Origin of the sequence: Streptomyces sp. NPDC046831, assembly GCF_040645305.1 — a bacterium.
Taxonomy (GTDB): Bacteria; Actinomycetota; Actinomycetes; order Streptomycetales; family Streptomycetaceae; genus Streptomyces.
In genome coordinates this window covers 96,536-118,407 of record NZ_JBEYXZ010000004.1, presented here as the reverse complement: position 1 = coordinate 118,407, position 21,872 = coordinate 96,536, and the positions used below count along the sequence as shown (strand labels likewise).

Annotated in this window: 10 protein-coding genes and 2 pseudogenes; 5 read left to right on the top strand and 7 right to left on the bottom strand. The window is 74.2% G+C overall.

Annotated features, from left to right (window positions below):
- Positions 1–89 precede the first annotated feature (89 nt).
- Complete coding sequence (locus ABZ920_RS05525; RefSeq protein ID WP_361499082.1) at positions 90–1,901, top strand: 5'-nucleotidase C-terminal domain-containing protein; 1,812 nt, start codon at positions 90–92, stop codon at positions 1,899–1,901.
- Positions 1,902–2,023: 122 nt separating this feature from the next.
- On the opposite strand, the gene ABZ920_RS05520 is transcribed toward ABZ920_RS05525, so the two are convergent.
- From ABZ920_RS05520 to ABZ920_RS05505, 4 genes are all read right to left on the bottom strand, one after another.
- Positions 2,024–3,457 carry a SidA/IucD/PvdA family monooxygenase gene (locus tag ABZ920_RS05520; protein WP_361499080.1) on the bottom strand — a complete coding sequence of 478 codons (1,434 nt, stop codon included), beginning with the start codon at positions 3,455–3,457 and terminating at the stop codon, positions 2,024–2,026.
- Positions 3,451–4,815: an aminotransferase class V-fold PLP-dependent enzyme gene (locus tag ABZ920_RS05515; protein WP_361499078.1), complete on the bottom strand. Its 1,365-nt coding sequence runs from the start codon at positions 4,813–4,815 to the stop codon at positions 3,451–3,453. The genes ABZ920_RS05520 and ABZ920_RS05515 overlap by 7 nt, the downstream gene beginning before the upstream one ends.
- 681 nt (positions 4,816–5,496) lie before the next feature.
- Positions 5,497–8,001 (bottom strand): aminopeptidase N, encoded by a 2,505-nt coding sequence (gene pepN / locus ABZ920_RS05510; protein WP_361499076.1) that lies wholly within the window; start codon positions 7,999–8,001, stop codon positions 5,497–5,499.
- Positions 8,002–8,186: 185 nt separating this feature from the next.
- Positions 8,187–8,543, bottom strand: coding sequence for a chorismate mutase (locus ABZ920_RS05505; protein WP_361499074.1), 357 nt, complete (start codon positions 8,541–8,543; stop codon positions 8,187–8,189).
- Positions 8,544–9,535: 992 nt separating this feature from the next.
- On the opposite strand from ABZ920_RS05505, the gene ABZ920_RS05500 reads away from it, so the two are divergent.
- Positions 9,536–10,429, top strand: a complete 894-nt coding sequence (locus tag ABZ920_RS05500) for a hypothetical protein (protein ID WP_361499418.1) — start codon at positions 9,536–9,538, stop codon at positions 10,427–10,429.
- Between the two features lie 254 nt (positions 10,430–10,683).
- Here the strand turns inward: ABZ920_RS05500 and ABZ920_RS05495 are convergent, their stop codons facing one another.
- The 3 genes from ABZ920_RS05495 to ABZ920_RS05485 form a co-directional block, all read right to left on the bottom strand.
- Positions 10,684–12,147 carry a glutamate synthase subunit beta gene (locus ABZ920_RS05495; RefSeq protein ID WP_361499072.1) on the bottom strand — a complete coding sequence of 488 codons (1,464 nt, stop codon included), beginning with the start codon at positions 12,145–12,147 and terminating at the stop codon, positions 10,684–10,686.
- Positions 12,140–16,660 (bottom strand): glutamate synthase large subunit, encoded by a 4,521-nt coding sequence (gltB, locus tag ABZ920_RS05490; RefSeq protein WP_361499416.1) that lies wholly within the window; start codon positions 16,658–16,660, stop codon positions 12,140–12,142. Before gltB ends, ABZ920_RS05495 begins: the two co-directional genes overlap by 8 nt.
- 505 nt (positions 16,661–17,165) lie before the next feature.
- Entirely contained in the window at positions 17,166–17,897 is a 732-nt protein-coding gene (locus ABZ920_RS05485) for a VIT1/CCC1 transporter family protein (protein WP_361499070.1), read from the bottom strand.
- Between the two features lie 272 nt (positions 17,898–18,169).
- On the opposite strand from ABZ920_RS05485, the pseudogene ABZ920_RS05480 reads away from it, so the two are divergent.
- The 3 genes and pseudogenes from ABZ920_RS05480 to ABZ920_RS05470 all read left to right on the top strand — a co-directional run.
- Positions 18,170–19,150, top strand: a pseudogene (locus ABZ920_RS05480) (ADP-ribosylglycohydrolase family protein); the annotation flags it as partial.
- Positions 19,151–20,373: 1,223 nt separating this feature from the next.
- Positions 20,374–21,489, top strand: a complete 1,116-nt coding sequence (locus ABZ920_RS05475; protein ID WP_361499068.1) for an ADP-ribosylglycohydrolase family protein — start codon at positions 20,374–20,376, stop codon at positions 21,487–21,489.
- A 7-nt stretch (positions 21,490–21,496) separates the two neighbouring features.
- Positions 21,497–21,872 (top strand): annotated as a pseudogene (locus ABZ920_RS05470) (hypothetical protein); the annotation flags it as partial.

Below are 21,872 nucleotides of genomic sequence, written 5' to 3'. Positions count from 1 at the left end.
GGATCGCAACCTGACGGGCCTGTTGTCGCTGGTCATGACCGGGTCAGAATCTACGCGCGTTGTCGTCCTTTTCCCGAGGAGAACCACAGATGCCTTTCAATCGCCGGAAGTTCCTGAGAAAGTCCGCGGTGACCGGGGCGGGGGTCGCGCTCGCCGGCACGGCGGCGGCTCCGGCGGCGCAGGCTGCCGAGGCGAAGAAGCCGGGCAGGCCCGAGAAGCGGTACTCCCTGACCGTCATGGGCACCACCGACCTGCACGGTCATGTCTTCAACTGGGACTACTTCAAGGACGCGGAGTTTTCCGACAAGGCCGGCAACGCGCTCGGCCTGGCGCGCGTCTCGACGCTGGTCGACGAGGTCCGCAAGGAGAAGGGCCGCGGCAACACGCTGCTCATCGACGCGGGTGACACGATTCAGGGCACTCCCCTGACGTACTACTACGCGAAGGTGGACCCGATCACCGCCGAGGGCGGTCCGGTGCACCCGATGGCGCAGGCCATGAACGCGATCGGGTACGACGCGGTGGCGCTGGGCAACCACGAGTTCAACTACGGCATCGAGACGCTGCGGAAGTTCGAGGAGCAGTGCGACTTCCCCCTGCTGGGCGCCAACGCGCTGGACGCGAAGACGCTGCGGCCGGCGTTCCCGCCGTATGTCATGAAGACGTTCCACGCGCCGGGGTGCGCGAAGCCGGTGAAGGTGGCGGTGCTGGGTCTGACGAACCCGGGCATCGCCATCTGGGACAAGGCGTATGTGCAGGGGAAGCTGACGTTCCCGGGTCTGGAGGAGCAGGCCGCGAAGTGGGTGCCGAAGCTGCGTTCGATGGGTGCGGACGTGGTCGTGGTGTCGGCGCACTCGGGTGCGTCGGGGACGTCGTCGTGGGGTGACCAGCTGCCGTACGTGGAGAACTCGGCGGCGAACGTGGCGCGTCAGGTGCCGGGCATCGACGCGATCCTGGTGGGACACGCGCACCTGGAGATCCCGGAGCTGAGGGTCGTCAACGAGCGCACGGGGAAGACGGTCGTGCTGTCGGAGCCGCTGTGCTACGCCGAGCGGATGACTCTGTTCGACATCGAGCTGGTGTTTGACAAGGGGCGCTGGGAGGTCGAGTCGGTCTCCGCGTCGCTGCGCGACTCCAGGACGGTCGCCGACGACCCGAGGATCACCAGGCTGCTGACGGACGAGCACGCGAAGGTCGTGGAGTACGTCAATCAGGTCGTCGGCTCCGCGACGCAGACCCTGACGACGGTGGACGCGCGGTACAAGGACGCCCCGATCATCGACCTGATCACGAAGGTCCAGGAGGACGTGGTCAAGGCGGCGCTGGCGGGCAGCGAGTACGCGTCGCTGCCGGTGGTGTCCCAGGCGTCGCCGTTCTCGCGGACGTCGCAGATCCCGGCCGGGCAGGTGACGATCCGGGACCTGTCGAGCCTGTACGTGTACGACAACACGCTGGTCGCCAAGCTGATGACGGGTGCGCAGCTGCGGGCGTACCTGGAGTACTCGGCGGAGTACTACGTGCAGACGCCGGCCGGCGCGGCGGTGGACGTGGACAAGCTGACGAACGCCAACGGCCGTCCGGACTACAACTACGACTACGTGTCGGGCTTCTCGTACGAGATCGACGTGGCGCAGCCGGCGGGTTCACGGATCCGGAATCTGACGTTCGGCGGCGCGGCGGTGGACGACGCGCAGCAGTTCGTGCTGGCGGTGAACAACTACCGTGCCAACGGCGGAGGCGCGTTCCCCCACGTGGCGTCGGCGAGGGAGCTGTGGGCGGAGTCGACGGAGATCCGTACGCGGATCGCGGAATGGGTGACCGCGAAGGGTGTGCTGGACCCGCGGGACTTCGCGTCGGTGGACTGGAGGCTGACGCGGAACGGTACGCCGGTGTTCCCGTGAGGGCCGCCGCGGTGACGCGGGGGTGAGGTGACCGGCCGACGGCGCCGGCGCGCGATGTGCGTGCCGGCGCCGTGGTGCTGTTCCCGGCGTGTGCCGATCGCCCGCAGCCCGGCGGAGCCGGTCTACCGGTGGTCGACGAGGGGGACGAGGGCCGGGGTCTGCCGGGTGGAGGGGAGCTGCGGGTGGGGCTGGAGACCGAAGGTGGTGAAGGCGGTGCGGGCGGGCAGGGGGTAGGGCTGGTCGCCGGTGAGGGCGTTGAGCACGGTGGCGCTGCGCCAGGCGGCGAGGCCGAGGTCGGGGGCGCCGACGCCGTGGGTGTGGAGTCCGGCGTTCAGGACGTGGATCGCGCAGCCGGTGGTGGCGATGGACGGGTCGAGGACGAGGCGGTGGTGCTCGTCGACGCGGGGGCGTCCGCCGGCGTCGCGGACCAGGTGGGGGTCGAGGGCGGCGAGGAGGCGGGTGAGGGGGCGTTCGCGGTATCCGGTGGCGAGGACGACGGCGTCGGTGGTGAGGCGGGTGCGGGTCTCCTGCTCGACGTGTTCGAGGTGGAGTTCGATCCGGGTGGTGGCGACGCGGCCGGCGGTGCGGACGCGCACGCCCGGGGTGAGGACCGCGTCGGGCCAGCCGCCGTGGGGGGTGCGCCGGTAGAGCTCGTCGTGGATGGCGGCGGCGGTGCCGGCGTCGATGCCCTTGTGCAGCTGCCACTGGGCGGTGGCGAGCCGGTCGCGGACGGGCTCGGTGAGGGCGTGGAAGTAGCGCGTGTAGTCGGGGGTGAAGTGCTCCAGGCCGAGTCGGGAGTACTCCATGGGGGCGAAGGCCGGGGTGCGGCCGATCCAGTGGAGGCGTTCGCGGCCGGCGGGGCGGTGGCGGAGCAGGTCGAGGAAGATCTCGGCGCCGGACTGGCCGGAGCCGACGACGGTGACGTGGCCGGCGGCGAGGAGGGTGTCGCGGTGGTCGAGGTAGTCGGCGGCGTGGACGACGGTGCTGCCGGGGGCGTCGACGAGGGGCCTGAGGGGTTCGGGGACGTACGGGGCGGTGCCGATGCCCAGGGCGATGTTCCTGGTGTGGGTGCGGCCGAGTGCCCGGGCGTCGCCGTCGGCGTCGAGTTCGGTGAAGTCGACCTCGAAGCAGCGGTGTTCGGGGTTCCAGCGGACGGCGTCGACGTGGTGGCCGAAGCGGAGGCCGGGGAGGTTCTCCGACACCCAGCGGCAGTAGGCGTCGTACTCGGCCCGCAGGACGTGGAAGCGCTCGGCGAAGTAGAAGGGGAAGAGCCGGTCGCGGGCCTTGAGGTAGTTGAGGAAGGACCAGCGGCTGCTGGGGTCGGCGAGGGTGACCAGGTCGGCGAGGAAGGGGACTTGGACGGTGGCGCCGTCGATCAGCAGGCCGGGGTGCCAGTCGAAGCGGGGGCGCTGGTCGTAGAAGACGGTGTCGAGCGCGGTGAGCGGGTGGGCGAGGGCGGCGAGGGAGAGGTTGGACGGGCCGATGCCGATGCCGACCAGGTCGCGGGGCGTCTCGGGGATGTGGGGCGCGGGGTGTTCGGTGGGGGTCGTCAGCATGTGGTTCCTTCCACCAGTTTCAGGAGGGCGGCCAGGTCGTCGGGCTGGGCGTCCGGGTTGAGGAAGGTGGCTTTGAGCCACAGCCGGTCGCCGAGCCGGGCGCGGCCGAGGACGGCGCGGCCTTCGGTGAGGAGCCGGCGGCGGGCGGCGGCGACGGCGTGGTCGGGGGCGTCCGCGGGCCGGAAGAGGACGGTGCTGATGGTGGGCCGGTCGTGCAGCTCGAAGCCGGGGTGGTCACGGACCAGGCCGGCGAACTCGCGAGCGCGGGCGCAGACCTGGTCGACGAGGGCGCCGAGGCCGGTCCGGCCGAGCGTCCTGAGGGTGACGGCGACCTTGAAGATGTCGGGGCGGCGGGTGGTGCGCAGGGAGCGGCCGAGGAGGTCGGGGAGGCCGGCTTCGGTGTCGTCGTCGGGGTTGAGGTAGTCGGCGCGCTGGTGCAGGACGTCGAGGTCCTGGGGGCGGCGGACGGCGAGCAGTCCGGCGGCGACCGGCTGCCAGCCGAGTTTATGCAGGTCGAGGGTGACGGTGTCGGCGGCTTCGAGGCCGGTGAGCTTGTCCCGGTGCCGGGGGCTGAACAGCAGGCCGCCGCCGTGCGCGGCGTCGACGTGGAGGCGGGCGCCGTGGGCGGCGCACAGTGCGGCGATCTCGGGCAGCGGGTCGATGAGACCGGCGTCGGTGGTGCCCGCGGTGGCGGCGACGAGGAGTGGACCGCGCCGGCCGGTCAGGTCGGTGAGCGTGGCGTGGAGGGCGGCGAGGTCGAGGGTGCCGGTGGGGGCGGGGACGACGACGGGGCCGGGCAGGCCGAGCAGCCAGGCGGCGCGGGGCAGTGAGTGGTGGGCGTTGGCGCCGTGGACGAGGTGGACGGTGCCGCCGTGCGCCTCGCGGGCGAGCAGGAGGGCGAGGTGGTTGGACTCGGTGCCGCCGGTGGTGACGACGGCGTCGGCGAGGCCGGCCTCGTGGGCGAGCCGGCGGGTGACCAGGGTCTCCAGTACGGAGGCGGCGGGGGCCTGGTCCCAGGAGTCCAGGGAGGGGTTGAGGGCGGTGGCGGCGAGGTCGGCGGCGGTGGCGACGGCGAGGGGCGGGCAGTGCAGGTGCGCGGCGCACAGGGGGTCGGCGGGGTCGGCGGCGCCTTCGGCGAGGGCGTGCACGAGGGTGCGCAGGGCCTCGGGGTCGCCGTGCTCGGGGAGGATCTCGCCCACCGCGTCCCGCAGCCGCGCGGCGACCGCCCCGGGCCCGCCGGCGGGCAGCGGTCCCCCGCGGGCACGCCGGCCGCTGTCCAGGGCGTCGAGCACGGTGTCGACCAGGGGCCGCAGGGCGAGAAGGCCCTCGGGGGCCGAGGCGAGGGGCGGAGTCCTCATGGGCCGTCCTCCGGGAGCGCACGGGGCAGTGGGACATACAGCTTGTACGCACGGGACCCGACGCGCCCGGAATGCCCGGCTGTGGGAACCCGAAAGGAGGTACTGCCGTGTGCGGGGTCCGGGGTGGAGCGGCGTGGAAGGCCGTGCCGGGCAGGTGGCTACACGCGCGGCGTCAGACCACCTGGCCGCCCTCCCGCCGGAGGACCGGGGTCGCCGGTTCGCAGGGCGCGGCGGCGGACGGCGGGACACGGCGGGACGGCAGGCGGCGCGACGCCAGACGCAGCACAGGCACCGCGACGTCGGCATGCGGACCACGACACAAGACGCAGCACAGGCCGCGGCATCGACACGCGGAACACGACGCGGTACGCAGCACAGGGCGCGGCGCGGGCAGTGGGGCGCGGCGCAAGACGGCAAGCGGAGCAGGGCGCGGCGCGGCATCGGACGGCGGCACGCGGCGCGGCACGCAGCACAGCGCGAGACGCGCGACGCGGAACGGCACGCAGCACAACCCGGAACAGGACACGGTTGCGGCACGCAGGGTGGCGGCACGCGGCCGGGGCGGGTGCCGCCGCACCCGGTACGGAACGCGGTCCCCGGCGGATGCTGCCGCATCCGTCCGGGGCCGGGTTTCGCGGTGGCGGGGGCGGCCGGGTGGCGGCCGCGCCCGTGGGTGTGGTCCTACGCCTCCCTGACCCGCAGCGCCCGCGCCAGGTCGTCGAGTTGGTCGGTGAGCTTGCGGCGCAGGGCGGGGATCGGGTCGGCGTCGCGCAGGCAGGCCCGGCCCAGGCGCAGGTTCTCGGCGTCGACGGCGTGGGCGGGGAAGGCCCAGCGGCCGGCGGCGTCGGCGATGGCGGCGCCACGGCGGGCGGCGACGGCGACCGCGTCCCGGTAGTACCGGGGCACGTACTCCCTGACGAGGTCGGCCTGTTCGGGCTGCCAGAAGCCCTGGGCGGTCGCGGTGAACAGGTAGTTCGACAGCTCGTCGCCGGTGAACATCTCCTCCCAGGCGCGGCGCTTGGCGTCCGCGTCGGGCAGGGCGGCCCGGCAGCGGGCGGCGCCCTCGCGGCCGGTGGCGCTGGGGTCGCGTTCGAGTTCGGCGGCGATGGCGCCCTCGTCGGTGGCGCCGAGGACGGCGAGGCGGGACAGGATGCGCCAGCGCAGTTCGGGGTCGAGCTCGGGGCCGCCGGGGACGGTTCCCTCGGCGAGCCAGGCGGCGATGGTGTCGGGGTGCGCGGCGACGTCGATGAAGTGGCGGACCGCGGTCAGGCGCAGGCCGGGGGCCTCGCCGTCCTCGGTGCGGCGGATGAGGGCGCGGCACAGGGAGGTGAGGGAGGTGAGTGCGGCGGGGCGTTGCCCGGCGCCGACGAACCGGTCGGCGAGCTGTGTGGTGGCGAAGCCGAGGACGCCCTCGACGACGGCGAGTTCGGTCTCTTCGCCGAGGTGGGCGGCGGCGGTCGCCAGGTAGTCGGCCGGGGCGAGTTCGCCGTCGCGGACCATGTCGCGCAGGGTGTTCCAGACGACGGCGCGGGTGAGTCCGTCGGGGATGCCGGACAGGCCGCGCAGGGCGGTCTCCAGGGACGTCCCGTCGAGGCGGATCTTGGCGTAGGTCAGGTCCTGGTCGTTGGGGACGACGAGGGCGGGGTGGGTGCCGGAGCGGGGCTGCGGGGCGCCGGCCGGCGGGATGTCGCTCTCGTGGCGTTCCCGCAGGACCAGGGTGCGGCCGTCGCCGAGGTCGCGGTCGTACACGCCGACGGTGACGCGGTGCGGCCGGCTGCCGTCGCGGTCGAGGGCGAGGGTCCACTGGCCGGGGCGGGATGCGACGGAGGCGGTGATCGTGTCGACGCCGGTGGTGCGCAGCCACGCGTCGGCCCAGGCGTGGACGTCGCGTTCGGTGGCGGAGGCGAGGGAGTCGATGAAGTCGGCGAGGGTGGCGTTGCCGAAGCGGTGGCGGGCGAAGTGGGTGTTGATGCCGGCGAGGAAGTCCTTCTCGCCGAGCCAGGCCACCAGCTGGCGCAGGGCGGAGGCGCCCTTGGCGTAGGAGATGCCGTCGAAGTTGAGCAGCGCGGAGGCGGTGTCGCCGACGGCTTCGGGGGCGACGGGGTGGGTGGAGGGACGCTGGTCGGCGTCGTAGCCCCAGGACTTGCGGGCGACGGCGAAGTCCGTCCAGGTGTCGGTGAAGCGGGTGGCCTCGGCGGTGGTCTGGTAGCCCATGTACTCGGCGAAGGACTCGTTGAGCCAGATGTCGTCCCACCACCGGAGGGTGACGAGGTCGCCGAACCACATGTGGGCCATCTCGTGGGCGATGACCATGGCGCGGTTCTGCCGCTCGGTGTCGGTGACGGCGGAGCGGTAGACGAACTCGTCGCGGAAGGTGACCAGGCCCGGGTTCTCCATGGCGCCCTCGTTGAACTCGGGGACGAACGCCTGGTCGTAGGAGTCGAACGGGTAGGACTCCTCGAACTTCTCGTGGTAGCGGTCGAAGCAGGCCCGGGTGACGCCGAGGATCTCGTCGGCGTCGGCGTCGAGGTGGGGGGCCAGGGAGCGGCGGCAGTGGATGCCGAAGGGCAGGCCGCGGTGCTCGGTGCGCACGGAGTGCCAGGGGCCGGCGGCCACGGCCACGAGGTAGGTGGCGATGGGCGGGGTGGTCGCGGCCCGCCACCGGCCGTCGCCGAGGTGTTCGGTCACGCCGTTGGCGAGGACGGTCCAGCCCGCCGGGGCCGTCACGGACACGTCGAACGACGCCTTCAGGTCGGGCTGGTCGAAGGCGGCGAAGACCCGCTGCACGTCGTCCAGGAAGAGCTGGGTGTAGACGTAGGTCTCGCCGTCGGAGGGGTCGGTGAAGCGGTGCATGCCCTCGCCGGTGCGCGAGTAGTGCATGGCGGCGTCGACGCGCAGCTCGTGCGCGCCGGGCGTGAGGTTCTTCAGGAGCAGGCGGTTCCCGGTCAGGGCCGCCGGGTCCAGGGGCTGCCCGTCGAGGGCGGCGGAGCGCAGTTCGGCGGGCTTCAGCTCGACGAACGTGTCCGTGACGTCCTGGCCCGCGCGCACGGTGAACCGGATGACGGTCAGGGAGCCGAAGGTCGCGTCCCCGGCCGTCAGATCGAGTTCGATCGTGTAGTGGTGGACGTCGAGGAGCTGGGCACGGGTCTGCGCTTCGTCGCGCGTGAGTACGGACATGGACGACATGCTGCCTGATGGCGGTGACCGGGGACGAGGGGGTTACCGCAACGCCGCGCCCGTTCGCGGGGGCGGGGGCGGGCGCCGTGCGGGACCGGTGCGCCGGAGCGGGCGCGGCGGGGGCCGGCGGGGGCGCGGCGGCGCGGGGCCGGGCCGGAGCGCGGCGGGGGCGCGTGCGCCGGGCGCCGGCCGGGTCAGGGCGCTGTCGCCGGGGCCGTGCCGTTGCCGGTGTCCTCGGCGATGCGCTCGTGGTGGCGGATCACCTCGGCGATGATGAAGTTGAGGAATGTCTCCGCGAACGCCGGATCGAGCTTGGCGTCCTCGGCGAGCGCGCGCAGGCGGGCGATCTGGCGGGCCTCGCGGGCGGGATCGGCGGGCGGCAGCCGGTGGACGGCCTTGAGCCGGCCGACCTGCTGGGTGCACTTGAACCGCTCGGCGAGCATGTGGACGACGGCCGCGTCGATGTTGTCGATGCTGTCGCGCAGCCGCGCGAGCTCCGCCCGGACGGCGGGATCGGCGTCGCTGGTGCTGCTGGTGCTGCTGGTGGTCATGGTCGTCACCCTACGGCGTGCGCCGGCGTCCCCTGGCGGGCGGCGGCCGGGGCCGGGGCTGCCGGGCCCCGGCTGTGGCGGCGCCCCGGGCTCCCGGGTCGCGCGGCCGCTCCGGACGCCTCGCGGCCATGGTGGGGTGTCCCCCGGTCCCGGTGGGGTGTCCCGGTCCCGGTGGGGTGCCGGGATGCGTGGCAGCGTGGGCGGCGGCCGGGGCCCAGGAGTGCCGGTGGCCGTGGCGGCGCGCCGGGCCCCAGGGGGGCACGCGACGGCCGGAACGCCTCGCGGCCCTGGTGCATGCCCCCCGGTACCTGGGGTGCCGGGAAACGTGGGCGGCGGCCGGGCACCGGGATGCCGGACCACGACCCTGGCGGCGCGCCGGGCCCCGGGGCACGCGACGGCCCGGATCACCTCGCGGCCCTGGCGCGGGCCCCCCGATACCGGTGGCGTGCCCCGGTACCGGGGGCGTGCCGGGCAGCGTCGGCGCCGTGGGCGGCGGCCGGGCACCGGGATGCCGGACCACGGCCGTGGCGGCGCGCCGGGCCCCGGAGCACGCGACGGCCCGGATCACCTCGCGGCCCCGGCGCGGGCCCCCCGATACCGGTGGCGTGCCGGGCAGCGCCGGCGCCGTGGGTGCCGGCCGGGCACCGGGGTACCGGACCACGGCCGTGGCGGCGCGCCGGGCCCCGGGGCACGCGACGGCCCGGATCACCTCGCGACCCCGGCGCGGGCCCCCCGATACCGGTGGCGTGCCCCGGTTCCGGTGGGGTGCCGGGGAGCGTGGGCGCCGCAAGTCGGCGCCCTCGGGGACCATGCCGTGGCCGCGAGGGCGACGGACGCCGGGTGCGAGGGCCGCGCGCCCGTGGTCCGGCCGCCGGGACTGGGCCACGTCCGGTGACCCGGCGGCCGGGCACGCCCGTCGCCGGGTCACCGGCAAACCGCTCCCACCGGCCTAGAGTGAGAGGACGGTGCTGGGCGTCTTTGGGGGTTCGGGCGTGGTGAACGGCGGACCGGTCGAGCACGGGTACCCGCACCTGGAGACGGTACGGGCCGCGATCACCGCGTTGTACAGGCGGCTGTCGTACGACACCGTGCAGACCTTCGCGACGAGCGTGGCCCCCGCGGACGTCGCCTTCTGCGACACCGACGACCTGCACCTGGGCGCGCAGCGGGTGGCCCGCGAGATGGTGCGGCACTACCGGCTGCCGGACGCCCGTCTGGTCGTCGGCTTCCGCGAGATGGAGCACGCGGCGAACGTCGAACTGGCGGCCGGACCCGAGTACTTCGTCGAGCTCAACGACCGTTTCCGCACCCACCGGCGGGACATCGGCGCGGCCCTCGCGCACGAGGTCACGCACGTCTATCTGCACCGCCTGGACCTGTCCTTCCCCGGGACCCGCGCCAACGAGATCCTGACGGACACGGCGGCGACGTACCTGGGCGCGGGCTGGCTCCTGCTGGACGCCTACCGGGAGGACGCCGTGTCCTCGCAGAAGCTGGGCTACATCACGCCGGAGGAGTTCGGGTACGTGCTGGCCAAGCGTGCGCTGGTCTTCGGTGAGGACCCCTCGGTGTGGTTCACCAGCCCGCAGGCGTACTCGGCGTACGCGGACGGCCTCGCCCGGGCCCGTCACGACGAGCAGCAGCCGCCCCTGACGGCGGCGGGCTGGGCGGGCCGCCGCCGCTACGCCCGCGACCGGCGGCACGCGCAGGAGCGTGTGCCGCGCGGGCAGCAGGACGCTCCCTACTCCTTCAGCCCGGCCGGGGACGGCCCGCTGCGGGTGTCGTTCTCCTGCCCGACGTGCCATCAGCGGATCAGGGTGCCGGTGCGGGGGCGGCTGCGGGCGCGGTGCGCGCTGTGCCGGCGGGTGCTGGAGTGCGACACGTAGGACGTGGGGCCGGCCCCCGGTGCCGCCCGCCGACCGCGTCCGTGTCCTTCTTCGCAGCGGACCGGCCCGGGGTGGCCTCGGGGCAAGCGGCTCCCGGACAAGCGGCGGCGCCTGCCCCGTCGTCCGGTCGGGGACAGGGGAGCAGGCGCCGTCTCGGGGGTCTGTGCGATCCCCGATCACCGTCCGTACGCCGTTGTACGGGACGTGGGTGAGTGACCGTCGGACCGGAGCGTCACCGGGTCACGGGCTGTCCGTCAGACCGCCAGCGCGCGGTCCGTCGGACGGATCGGGGCCGGCAGGTCGCTGGCGCCCGTGAGGAAGCGGTCGACGCCGCGGGCGGCCGAGCGGCCCTCCGCTATCGCCCACACGATGAGGGACTGGCCGCGGCCGGCGTCACCGGCGACGAACACACCGGGCACGTTGGTCTGGAAGTCGGCGTCGCGGGCGATGTTGCCGCGCGCGTCGAGCTCCAGGCCGAACTGCTCCACCAGGCCGTTGTCCTGGTCGGTGCCGGTGAAGCCCATGGCGAGGGTGACCAGCTGGGCCGGGATCTTGCGCTCGGTGCCCGGCTTCGGGGTCAGCCGGCCGTCGACGAACTCGACCTCGCTCATGTGCAGCCACTGGACGTTGCCGTCCTCGTCGCCCTCGAAGTGGGTGGTGGAGACGGAGTAGACCCGCTCGCCGCCCTCCTCGTGCGCCGAGGTGACCTTGTACAGCATCGGGAAGGTCGGCCAGGGCTGGGTGACCGGGTTCCGCTCCTCGCCCGGCCGGGGCATGATCTCCAGCTGGGTGACGGAGGCCGCGCCCTGGCGGTGGGCGGTGCCCACGCAGTCGGCGCCCGTGTCGCCGCCGCCGATGACGACGACGTGCTTGCCCTCGGCCGAGATCGGCGTGGTGACGTAGTCGCCCTCCTGCACCTTGTTGGACAGGGGCAGGTACTCCATGGCCTGGTGGATGCCGTTGAGCTCCCGGCCCGGGACGGGCAGGTCGCGCGCCGTGGTGGCGCCGACGGCCAGCACGACCGCGTCGTAGCGCTTGCGCAGGTCGCCCGCCTTGATGTCGCGGCCGACCTCGACGCCGGTGCGGAAGCGGGTGCCCTCCGCGCGCATCTGCTCGATACGGCGGTTGATGTGCCGCTTCTCCATCTTGAACTCGGGGATGCCGTAGCGCAGCAGGCCGCCGATGCGGTCCGCGCGCTCGTACACCGCGACCGTGTGGCCGGCCCGGGTCAGCTGCTGGGCGGCGGCCAGGCCCGAGGGGCCCGAGCCGATGACGGCGACCGTCTTGCCGGACAGGCGCTCGGGGATCTGCGGCGCGACGTCACCGGTCTCCCACGCCTTGTCGATGATGGAGACCTCGACGTTCTTGATGGTGACCGGCGCCTGGTTGATGCCGAGCACGCAGGCCGACTCGCACGGCGCCGGGCACAGCCGGCCCGTGAACTCCGGGAAGTTGTTCGTCGCGTGCAGGCGCTCGGAGGCGGCCGTCCAGTCCTCGCGGTAGGCGTAGTCGTTCCACTCGGGGATCAGGTTCCCGAGGGGGCAGCCGTTGTGGCAGAACGGGATGCCGCAGTCCATGCACCGGCTGGCCTGCTTGCTGATGATCGGCAGCAGCGAGCCGGGGACGTAGACCTCCTTGAAGTCCTTGACGCGCTCCTCGACCGGCCGGGACGTGGCGACCTCACGGCCGTGGTTCAGGAAGCCCTTCGGGTCAGCCATTGATCGCCGCCTCCATCATCTTCTCGGTGATCTCGGTCTCGGACAGACCGGCTCGCTCGGCGGCGTCCTTGGCGGCGAGCACTGCCTTGTACGTGCTGGGGATGATCTTGCTGAAGCGTGCCGCGCCGCCGTCGGGGCTGTCCCACTCGGCCAGCAGCTTCTCGGCGACGGTGGACCCCGTCTCCTCCTGGTGGCGGCGCACCACCTCGCGCAGCCACTGCTTGTCCGCGTCGTCCAGCGCCTCGATCGACGCCAGGTTGCCGGCGTTGACGTTGTCGCGGTCGAGGTCGACGACGTAGGCGACGCCGCCGGACATGCCGGCCGCGAAGTTGCGGCCCGTCTCGCCGAGGACCACCGCGTGACCGCCGGTCATGTACTCGCAGCCGTGGTCGCCCACGCCCTCGGAGACGACCAGTGCGCCGGAGTTGCGGACGCAGAACCGCTCGCCGGTCCTGCCGCGCAGGAACATCTCGCCGCCGGTGGCGCCGTAGGCGAGCGTGTTGCCCGCGATGACGCTGTACTCGGCGAGGTGGTCGGCCGCGCGGTCCGGGCGGACGACGATCCGGCCGCCGGACAGGCCCTTGCCGACGTAGTCGTTGGCGTCGCCCTCCAGGCGCAGCGTGACACCGCGCGGGAGGAAGGCGCCGAAGGACTGGCCGGCGGAACCGGTGAAGGTGATGTCGATGGTGTCGTCGGGCAGGCCCGCACCGCCGAACTTCTTCGTCACCTCGTGGCCGAGCATGGTGCCGACGGTGCGGTTGATGTTGCGGATGGGGACCTGGGCGCGCACCGGCTGGGCGTCGGTGGCGGAGTTCGCGGCCAGGGCGTCGGCGGCGAGCCTGATCAGCTCGTTGTCGAGTGCCTTCTCCAGGCCGTGGTCCTGGGCGACGATCCGGTGGCGCACCGCGTTCCCGGGCAGCTCGGGCACGTGGAGCAGCGGCTCCAGGTCCAGGCCCTGCGCCTTCCAGTGGTCCACCGCGCGGGTGACGTCGAGGACCTCGGCGTGGCCGACGGCCTCCTCGATGGAGCGGAAGCCGAGCTCGGCGAGGAGTTCGCGGACCTCCTGGGCGATGAACTGGAAGAAGTTCACGACGAACTCGGCCTTGCCGGCGAACCGCTCGCGCAGCACCGGGTTCTGCGTGGCGATGCCGACCGGGCAGGTGTCCAGGTGGCACACGCGCATCATGACGCAGCCGGAGACGACGAGCGGGGCGGTCGCGAAGCCGAACTCCTCGGCGCCGAGCAGCGCGGCGATGACCACGTCGCGGCCGGTCTTCAGCTGGCCGTCGGTCTGCACGACGATGCGGTCGCGCAGGCCGTTGAGCAGCAGGGTCTGCTGGGTCTCGGCGAGGCCGAGCTCCCAGGGGCCGCCGGCGTGCTTCAGCGAGGTCAGCGGGGAGGCGCCCGTGCCGCCGTCGTGGCCGGAGATCAGGACGACGTCCGCGTGCGCCTTGGAGACGCCCGCGGCGACCGTGCCGACGCCGACCTCGGAGACCAGCTTGACGTGGATCCGCGCCTGCGGGTTCGCGTTCTTCAGGTCGTGGATGAGCTGGGCCAGGTCCTCGATGGAGTAGATGTCGTGGTGCGGCGGCGGCGAGATGAGCCCCACACCCGGCGTGGAGTGCCGGGTCCTGGCCACCCACGGGTACACCTTGTGGCCGGGCAGCTGGCCGCCCTCGCCGGGCTTGGCGCCCTGGGCCATCTTGATCTGGATGTCGTCGGCGTTGACCAGGTACTCGGACGTCACGCCGAAGCGGCCGGAGGCGACCTGCTTGATCGACGAGCGGCGCGCCGGGTCGTACAGGCGCTCGGGGTCCTCGCCGCCCTCACCGGTGTTGGACTTGCCGCCCAGCTGGTTCATGGCGATGGCGAGGGTCTCGTGCGCCTCCTGGGAGATGGAGCCGTAGGACATGGCGCCCGTGGAGAACCGCTTGACGATCTCGGAGACCGGCTCGACCTCCTCGACGGGGATCGGCTCGCGGTCCGAGGTGAAGCCGAACAGGCCGCGCAGCGTCATCAGGCGCTCGGACTGCTCGTTCACGCGGGAGGTGTACTTCTTGAAGACGTCGTAGCGGCCGGTGCGCGTGGAGTGCTGGAGGCGGAAGACGGTCTCCGGGTCGAACAGGTGCGGCTCGCCCTCGCGGCGCCACTGGTACTCGCCGCCGATCTCCAGCGCGCGGTGCGCCGGGGCGATGCCGGAGGCCGGGTAGGCCTTGGCGTGGCGGGCGGCGACCTCGCGGGCGATGACGTCGATGCCGACGCCGCCGATCTTGGTGGCGGTGCCGTTGAAGTACTTCTCGACGAAGGTCTCGTCGAGGCCGACGGCCTCGAAGACCTGGGCGCCTCGGTAGGAGGCGACGGTCGAGATGCCCATCTTCGACATGACCTTCAGCACGCCCTTGCCGAGGGCGTGGATGAGGTTGCGGATGGCCTTCTCGGGCTCGACGCCGGGCAGGAACGTGCCGGCGCGGACCAGGTCCTCGACGGACTCCATGGCCAGGTAGGGGTTGACGGCGGCGGCGCCGTAGCCGATGAGCAGGGCGACGTGGTGGACCTCGCGGACGTCGCCGGCCTCGACCAGCAGGCCCACCTGGGTGCGCTGCTTGGTGCGGATGAGGTGGTGGTGGACGGCCGCGGTGAGCAGCAGCGACGGGATCGGTGCGTGCTCGGCGTCGGAGTGCCGGTCGGACAGGACGATCAGCCGGGCGCCGTTGTGGATGGCGGCGTCGGCCTCGGCGCAGATCTCCTCGATCCGCGCGGCCAGTGCCTCCCCGCCGCCGCCGACCCGGTACAGGCCGGACAGGGTCGCGGCCTTGAAGCCCGGCATGTCGCCGTCGGCGTTGACGTGGATGAGCTTGGCCAGCTCGTCGTTGTCGATGACCGGGAAGGGCAGGACGACGCTGCGGCAGGAGGCCGCGGTCGGCTCCAGCAGGTTGCCCTGCGGGCCCAGCGACGAGCGCAGGGAGGTGACCAGCTCCTCGCGGATCGCGTCCAGCGGCGGGTTGGTGACCTGCGCGAACAGCTGGGTGAAGTAGTCGAAGAGCAGGCGCGGGCGCTCGCTGAGCGCGGCGATCGGCGAGTCGGTGCCCATGGAGCCGATCGGCTCGGCGCCGGTCTTGGCCATCGGCGCGAGGATGACGCGCAGCTCCTCCTCGGTGTAGCCGAAGGTCTGCTGGCGGCGGGTGACCGAGGCGTGGGTGTGGACGATGTGCTCGCGCTCGGGCAGGTCGCCCAGCTCGATCCCGCCGGCCTCCAGCCACTCGGCGTACGGCTGCTCGGCGGCGAGGGCGGCCTTGATCTCCTCGTCCTCGATGATGCGGCCCTCGGCCGTGTCGACGAGGAACATCCGGCCGGGCTGCAGGCGGCCCTTGCGGACGACCCTGGCCGGGTCGATGTCGAGGACGCCGACCTCGGAGCCGAGCACGACGAGCCCGTCGTCGGTGACCCAGTAGCGGCCGGGGCGCAGACCGTTGCGGTCGAGCACGGCGCCGACCTGGGTGCCGTCGGTGAAGCAGACGCAGGCCGGGCCGTCCCAGGGCTCCATCATCGTGGAGTGGTAGGCGTAGAACGCGCGCCGGGCCGGGTCCATGGAGTCGTGGTTCTCCCACGCCTCCGGGATCATCATCAGCACGGAGTGCGGCAGGGAGCGGCCGCCGAGGTGCAGCAGCTCCAGGACCTCGTCGAAGGAGGCGGAGTCGGAGGCGTCCGGCGTGCAGACCGGGAAGATCCGCTCCAGGCTGTCCCTGCCGCCGAAGAGGTCGGAGGCCAGCTGGGACTCGCGGGCGGCCATCCAGTTGCGGTTGCCCTTGACGGTGTTGATCTCGCCGTTGTGCGCGACGAAGCGGTAGGGGTGTGCCAGCGGCCAGCTCGGGAAGGTGTTCGTCGAGAAGCGCGAGTGGACGAGTGCGATGGCCGAGGCGAAGCGGCGGTCGGACAGGTCCGGGAAGAAGGGCTCCAGCTGGCCGGTGGTGAGCATGCCCTTGTAGACGAGGGTGCGCGCCGACAGCGACGGGAAGTAGACGCCGGCCTCGCGTTCGGCGCGCTTGCGCAGCAGGAACGCCTTGCGGTCCAGGGCGATGCCCGTGCTGGAGCCGTCGGCGACGAAGAGCTGGCGGAAGACGGGCATCGTGGAGCGGGCGGTGGCGCCGAGCAGCTCGGGGGCGACCGGCACCTCGCGCCAGCCGAGGACGGTCAGGCCCTCGTCGGTGGCGATCGTCTCGATCTGCGAGACGGCGTCGTCGGTGCCGTCCTCCGGCAGGAAGGCGATGCCGACGGCGTAGGCGCCCGCCTCGGGCAGCTCGAATCCGGCCACCTCGCGCAGGAAGGCGTCGGGCACCTGGGACAGCAGGCCCGCCCCGTCGCCGGAGTCGGGCTCGGAGCCGGTGGCGCCGCGGTGCTCCAGGTTGCGCAGCACGGTCAGCGCCTGCTCGACCAGCGCGTGGCTCGCCTCACCGGTGAGCGTGGCCACGAAGCCGACGCCGCAGGCGTCGTGCTCGTTGCGGGGGTCGTACATACCCTGCGCAGCAGGGCGAGCATCCATGAAGGACCAGTTCTGGCCATCCGTGGAGTGCTTGGACGGCTGGCGCGGCGTACGCATCGGCTCTCCCGTCGTCGTCATCTGGCGTGGAATTGCTCCCGGGCCGCCTTGGGCCCTGGTGGAGCAGGTGCCGAGGGACGACGTTGGCCCTCTGCGTGTGGCGAAATTTCGTGCAGGTTACATGATGGAGAGTTTCTCGAAAACCGGAAGACGTGTTCCAACATGCGGACACCATCCGGGCGCGGCACGGGTTGCGCGTCCGGCGGTGGAAGCTGGGGACCGGCACGGACAGATCGGTGTCCGGCGGCCCGGGAAGGCGGGGCGGGCGGTCGCGCTCGCCCCGGTGCGCGCGGCGGGCCTCATTGCTCACAGCGCTTACGGGTATTGCCCGGTGGCCACACGCTCGAAACCAGCGGGTAACACATGTCCCGTCGGCGCGTGGCGGCCACTTGTGCGGAACGACGCAGAAGTTCCGGCCACGTCATCCTACGGCCGTTCCGAACAGGGTGCCCAGGGCGTACGTCACACCGGCCGCGGCGCCGCCCAGCACGAGCTGCCGCAGACCGCTGAACCACCAGGACCGCGCCGTCACCCGGGCCACCACCGCCCCGCAGGCGAACAGGCCGAGCAGCGCGAGCAGCACGGCGGGCCACAGGGCGGCCGCGCCCAGCAGGTACGGCAGGACGGGCAGCAGCGCGCCCAGCGCGAAGGACGCGAAGGACGACACCGCGGCGACCAGCGGCGAGGGCAGGTCCCCCGGGTCGACGCCCAGCTCCTCGCGGGCGTGTATCTCCAGGGCCTGCTCGGGGTCGGCCGACAGCTGCCGGGCCACCTCGCGCGCCAGGTCCGGCTCGACGCCCCGCGCCACGTAAAGGGCGGCGAGCTCCTCCTCCTCGTCCTGCGGGTGCCGGCTCAGCTCCTTGCGCTCGACCTCGAGCTCGGCCTCGACCAGCTCGCGCTGCGAGGCGACGGAGGTGTACTCGCCGGCCGCCATCGAGAAGGCACCGGCGGCCAGGCCCGCGAGGCCGGTGAGGACGATGGTCCGGCCGCCCACCGCGCCGCCCGCGACGCCCGTGATGAGGGCGAGGTTGGAGACCAGGCCGTCCATCGCGCCGAAGACCGCCGGGCGCAGCCAGCCGCCGTTCACATCGCGGTGCGTGTGGTTGTCGCGGTGCGCCTCGTGCAGCGTCGCCTCGGTGTCGATGACGGCCATGCCGGGTCCCCCAGAGTGAGCGTGAAGGGCTTCTTGGACGAGTTCTACTTTTCGACAACACAGAACGTACGCCGGAAAATCCCCCGCCGCCAGCAAGGAAAGGCTGGGCTAACCTGCGCCTTTGCCCCCACGCGCTCATGCGTGAGGGTCCCTGCACAGACGTCGTACGGGTGATGCCGGGGCCGCTCCGGCTGCGGCGTCCGCTCCACCGGGGGATGGTTCCGCATAGGGTTCCGCGCCGTCGCCGGCGCCGTGGAGAGGAGGACCCGCCCATGGCATCGACCGCCCGCACGGCCCCGGCCCGGCCGGACGGCACCGCCGCAGCGCGCGAACGGGCGCGGGGAGCGCTGCTCGGTCTCGCCGTCGGCGACGCGCTGGGAGCGCCCGCGGAGAACCTCAAGCCCTCCGAGATCCGTGCCCGGTGGGGCCGGATCACCGGCTACGTCACCGAGCGCCCGTGCGGCACCGACGACACGGAGTACGCCATCTTCTCCGGGCTGCTGCTGGCCCGGCACGGCTCCGCGCTGACCCCGGCCCATGTCGAGGCGGCCTGGCACACGTGGATCGCGGACCGCGCCGAGGGGCCGTTCCGGGGCGCCGGCTTCAGTGAGCGGGGAACGCTGGAGAACCTCCGCCGGGGCCTGGCCGCGCCGATCTCGGCGCAGCACCGGCATGCCTGGAGCGACGGCCTCGCCATGCGGGCGGCGCCCTTCGGGGTGTTCGCCGCCGGGCGCCCGGCGGAGGCGGCCCGCCTGGTGGCGGTCGACGGCTCGGTCAGCCACGACGGCGAGGGCATCTACGGCGGCCAGGCGGTGGCGGCCGGGGTCGCCGCCGCGATGGCGGGCGCGCCGCCGGTCGCGGTGGTGACCGCAGCCCTGGCGGTCCTCCCGGACGACTCCTGGACGGCACGCTCCCTGCGCCGGGCGACGGCCGCCGCCCGGCGCGGGGAACGCGCGGTCCGATCCGCCGTGGTCGTCGGCGGCTACCCGTGGACCGACCTGGCGCCGGAGGCGGTGGCCCTCGCCTTCGGGGCGTACGCGGCCGCCGACGGCGACTTCCGGGACGCGGTCCTCACGGCCGTGAACATGGGCCGCGACGCCGACACCACGGCCGCGGTCGCGGGCGCCCTGGCCGGTGCCACGCAGGGCGTGCACGCCATCCCCGGGGAGTGGGCGGCGGCCATCGGCCCGGCACGGGGCAGCTGCCTGCCGTCGATGGCCGGCCACCACGTACTGGAGGTCGCGGACCTGCTGGTACGCGGCGAGCCGGCCCGCGCGGGACAGCCGGGCCGCGACGGGGCCCCGCGCGGACCGGGCGTGCCCCGCCTTCGGGTGGCGGGGTGCGTACCGGTGGTGCCGGGAGCGCCGGAGGTGCCGGCCGCGCCGGAGGTGCCGGTCGTGCCCGTCGTGAAAGCCGTGTCCGAGGCGCCGGTCGCGGGGGCCCTGCCCGAGGTGGCGTCGCTCGTGACAGCCCCGCCCGAGGCGCCGGTCGCGGGCGCCCTGCCCGAGGTGGCGGCCGCGCCGGTCGTGGCGGCCGTGACGGAGGTGCCGGGCGCGACAGCCCCGCCCGAGGCGCCGACCGTGTCGCTCGTGGCAGCCGTACCCGAGGTTCCGGCCGTGCCAGACCTCCCCGTCGTCACAGCCCCGCCCGACGCGCCGGGCGCGCAGGCCCTGCCCGAGGTGGCGACCGCGCCGGTCCTGACAGCCCTGACGGAGGTCCCAGGCACGGCAGCCCCGCCCGAGGCACCGACCGTGTCGCTCGTGGCAGCCGTACCCGAGGTTCCGGCCGTGCCAGACCTCCCCGTCGTCACAGCCCCGCCCGACGCGCCGGGCGCGCAGGCCCTGCCCGAGGTGGCGACCGCGCCGGTCCTGACAGCCCTGACGGAGGTCCCAGGCACGGCAGCCCCGCCCGAGGCACCGACCGCCGGCGCCCTGCCCGAGGTGCCGGTCCTGGCGGGAGTGCCCGGGGTGCCGGTCGTGCCCGTCGCGAAAGCCACGCCCGACGCGCCGGTCGCGGGTTGCCTGCCCGAGGTGCCGACCGTGCCGGCGCTGACGGCCGTGCACGACGTCCCCGTCGTGACACCCGCGCCCGAGGCGCCGGGCGCGGGCGGCCTGCCCCAAGTGCCGGCCGCGCCAATCGCGGGCGCCCTGCCCGAGGTGCCGGTCGTGCCGGTGCTGAGGGCCGTGCCCGGCGTCTGCGACGTCTCCGCCGTGCCGGCCGTGGCCCTGGGCGCCGCTCCAGAGGGCCGACCGGTGCCCAGGGCACCGGCGGACCAGGTGCCGGCGCCGGCCCCGGCGGTGGGCGCGGCGGCCCTGACGGCGGCGGCCGCGCCGGCCTTCCCGGAGCCGGCGGAGGACGTACCGGTCGCCCGGCAGGAGCCGGCGGGAGACGTGCCGGTCGCCCGGCAGGAGCCGGCGGAACCGCCGGCCGGGACACCCGTCGCCCCGGTGCTCGCCGACGAGCGGACGGCGGGGCCGTGACCCGTCGGATCGAGGGGCTGCTGCTCGGGCTGGCCGCGGGGGACGCCGCCGGGTGGCCCGCCGCGCGGCACCGGGCCGCGCGGATGCCGGAGTGGACCCGCCGCCTCACTCGCGAGCTGGACACCTTCGCGGAGCAGAACGCCACGACCACGCTGCCCGTGCCGATCGCCCTCAACCAGCCCCCCGAGCCGCTGCGCCTCGGCCCCTCCGACGACGCCGAGTGGGCGGCGTTCGCGGCCGAGGCCGTCCTGCGCGCCGGGGACGACGGGGCGCTCGGGGACCTCAGCCGGGAGCGCCGCACGCGGGCCGCGATCGATCTGACCTGGAACGCCGTGGCGGGCGAGGTCGCGGCGGCGGCCGAACGCGCGCCGGAGGTCGAGTCGGCGGTGCTGCCGCTGCGCGCCCGCATCTCCGTCCGGGCCGGCCTCGGCAACCTCGCGGCCGGTCTGCGCCCGCCCGCCAGCGGCCACGACAACCCGCACTACTTCGACGACGCGGCCTGCGTCCGCGCCTGCGTCCTGGCCGTCGCGCACCCGGGCGACCCGGACCGCGCCGCCGCCCTGGCCGAGTTCGACGCCCGCTACACCCAGGACGGCGACGGGGTGCACGGCGCACGGGCGATGGCGGCGGCCCTGGCCCTGGCGCTCGCCGGAGCGGAGGCCGACGCCTGCGTCGCGGCCGCGCTCGCCGAACTGCCCGAGGGCACCGAGATCGGCCGCAACGCCCGGCACGCGCTCGCGCTCGCCGGGGCGGCGGACAGCGCGTTCGCCCTGGTCCCGCCCCTGGAGCACGAGATCGTCGACCACGTCTACAGCTACGGCGTCGCCGCCGCGGAGACGGTCCCGGTCGCCCTCGCGCTCACGACCGCCTCCCGTGGCCGGATCGCGGAGGCGGTGCCGGCGGCGGCCTGCCTGTCCCGGGTCGCCGACTCGGCCCCGGCCCTCGCGGGCGCCCTGACCGGTGCGCTGGGCGGCGGCGCGAGCGTTCCGGCGTCCTGGCGGGACGCCTGCCGCGTGCTCTCCGGCTGCGCGCTGCCCCGGCTCACCGGGACGGACCTCGTGGAACTCGCCGAGCTCCTGGAAGCCACGCGAGCGGCCCCACCAGGAGGATGATTCGGGCATGACACCCATGGAGGAAGAAAACCGACGAACGACCGCCCGGGTGGCGGACGCGACCGCCGGCCGGACAGCGGACCGGGCCACCGGTGGCCGGACGGCGGAAACGACCGCGGGCCCGGCGGAGACCGCGACCCCCGGCCGGGCATCGCACGCAGCCGGCAGCGCGGCGGAGACCCGGGCCACCGGCCCCACCCCGGGCCGGGCCGACGACCAGGCCACCGGCCGAGGAGCGGACACGACCGACAACCGCGCGCAGACCCGGCCCACCGGCCCCACCCCGAGCCGGGCCGACGACCAGGCCACCGGCCGAGGAGCGGACCCGACCGACAACCGCGCGCAGACCCGGCCCACCGGCACCACCCCGAGCCGGGCCGACA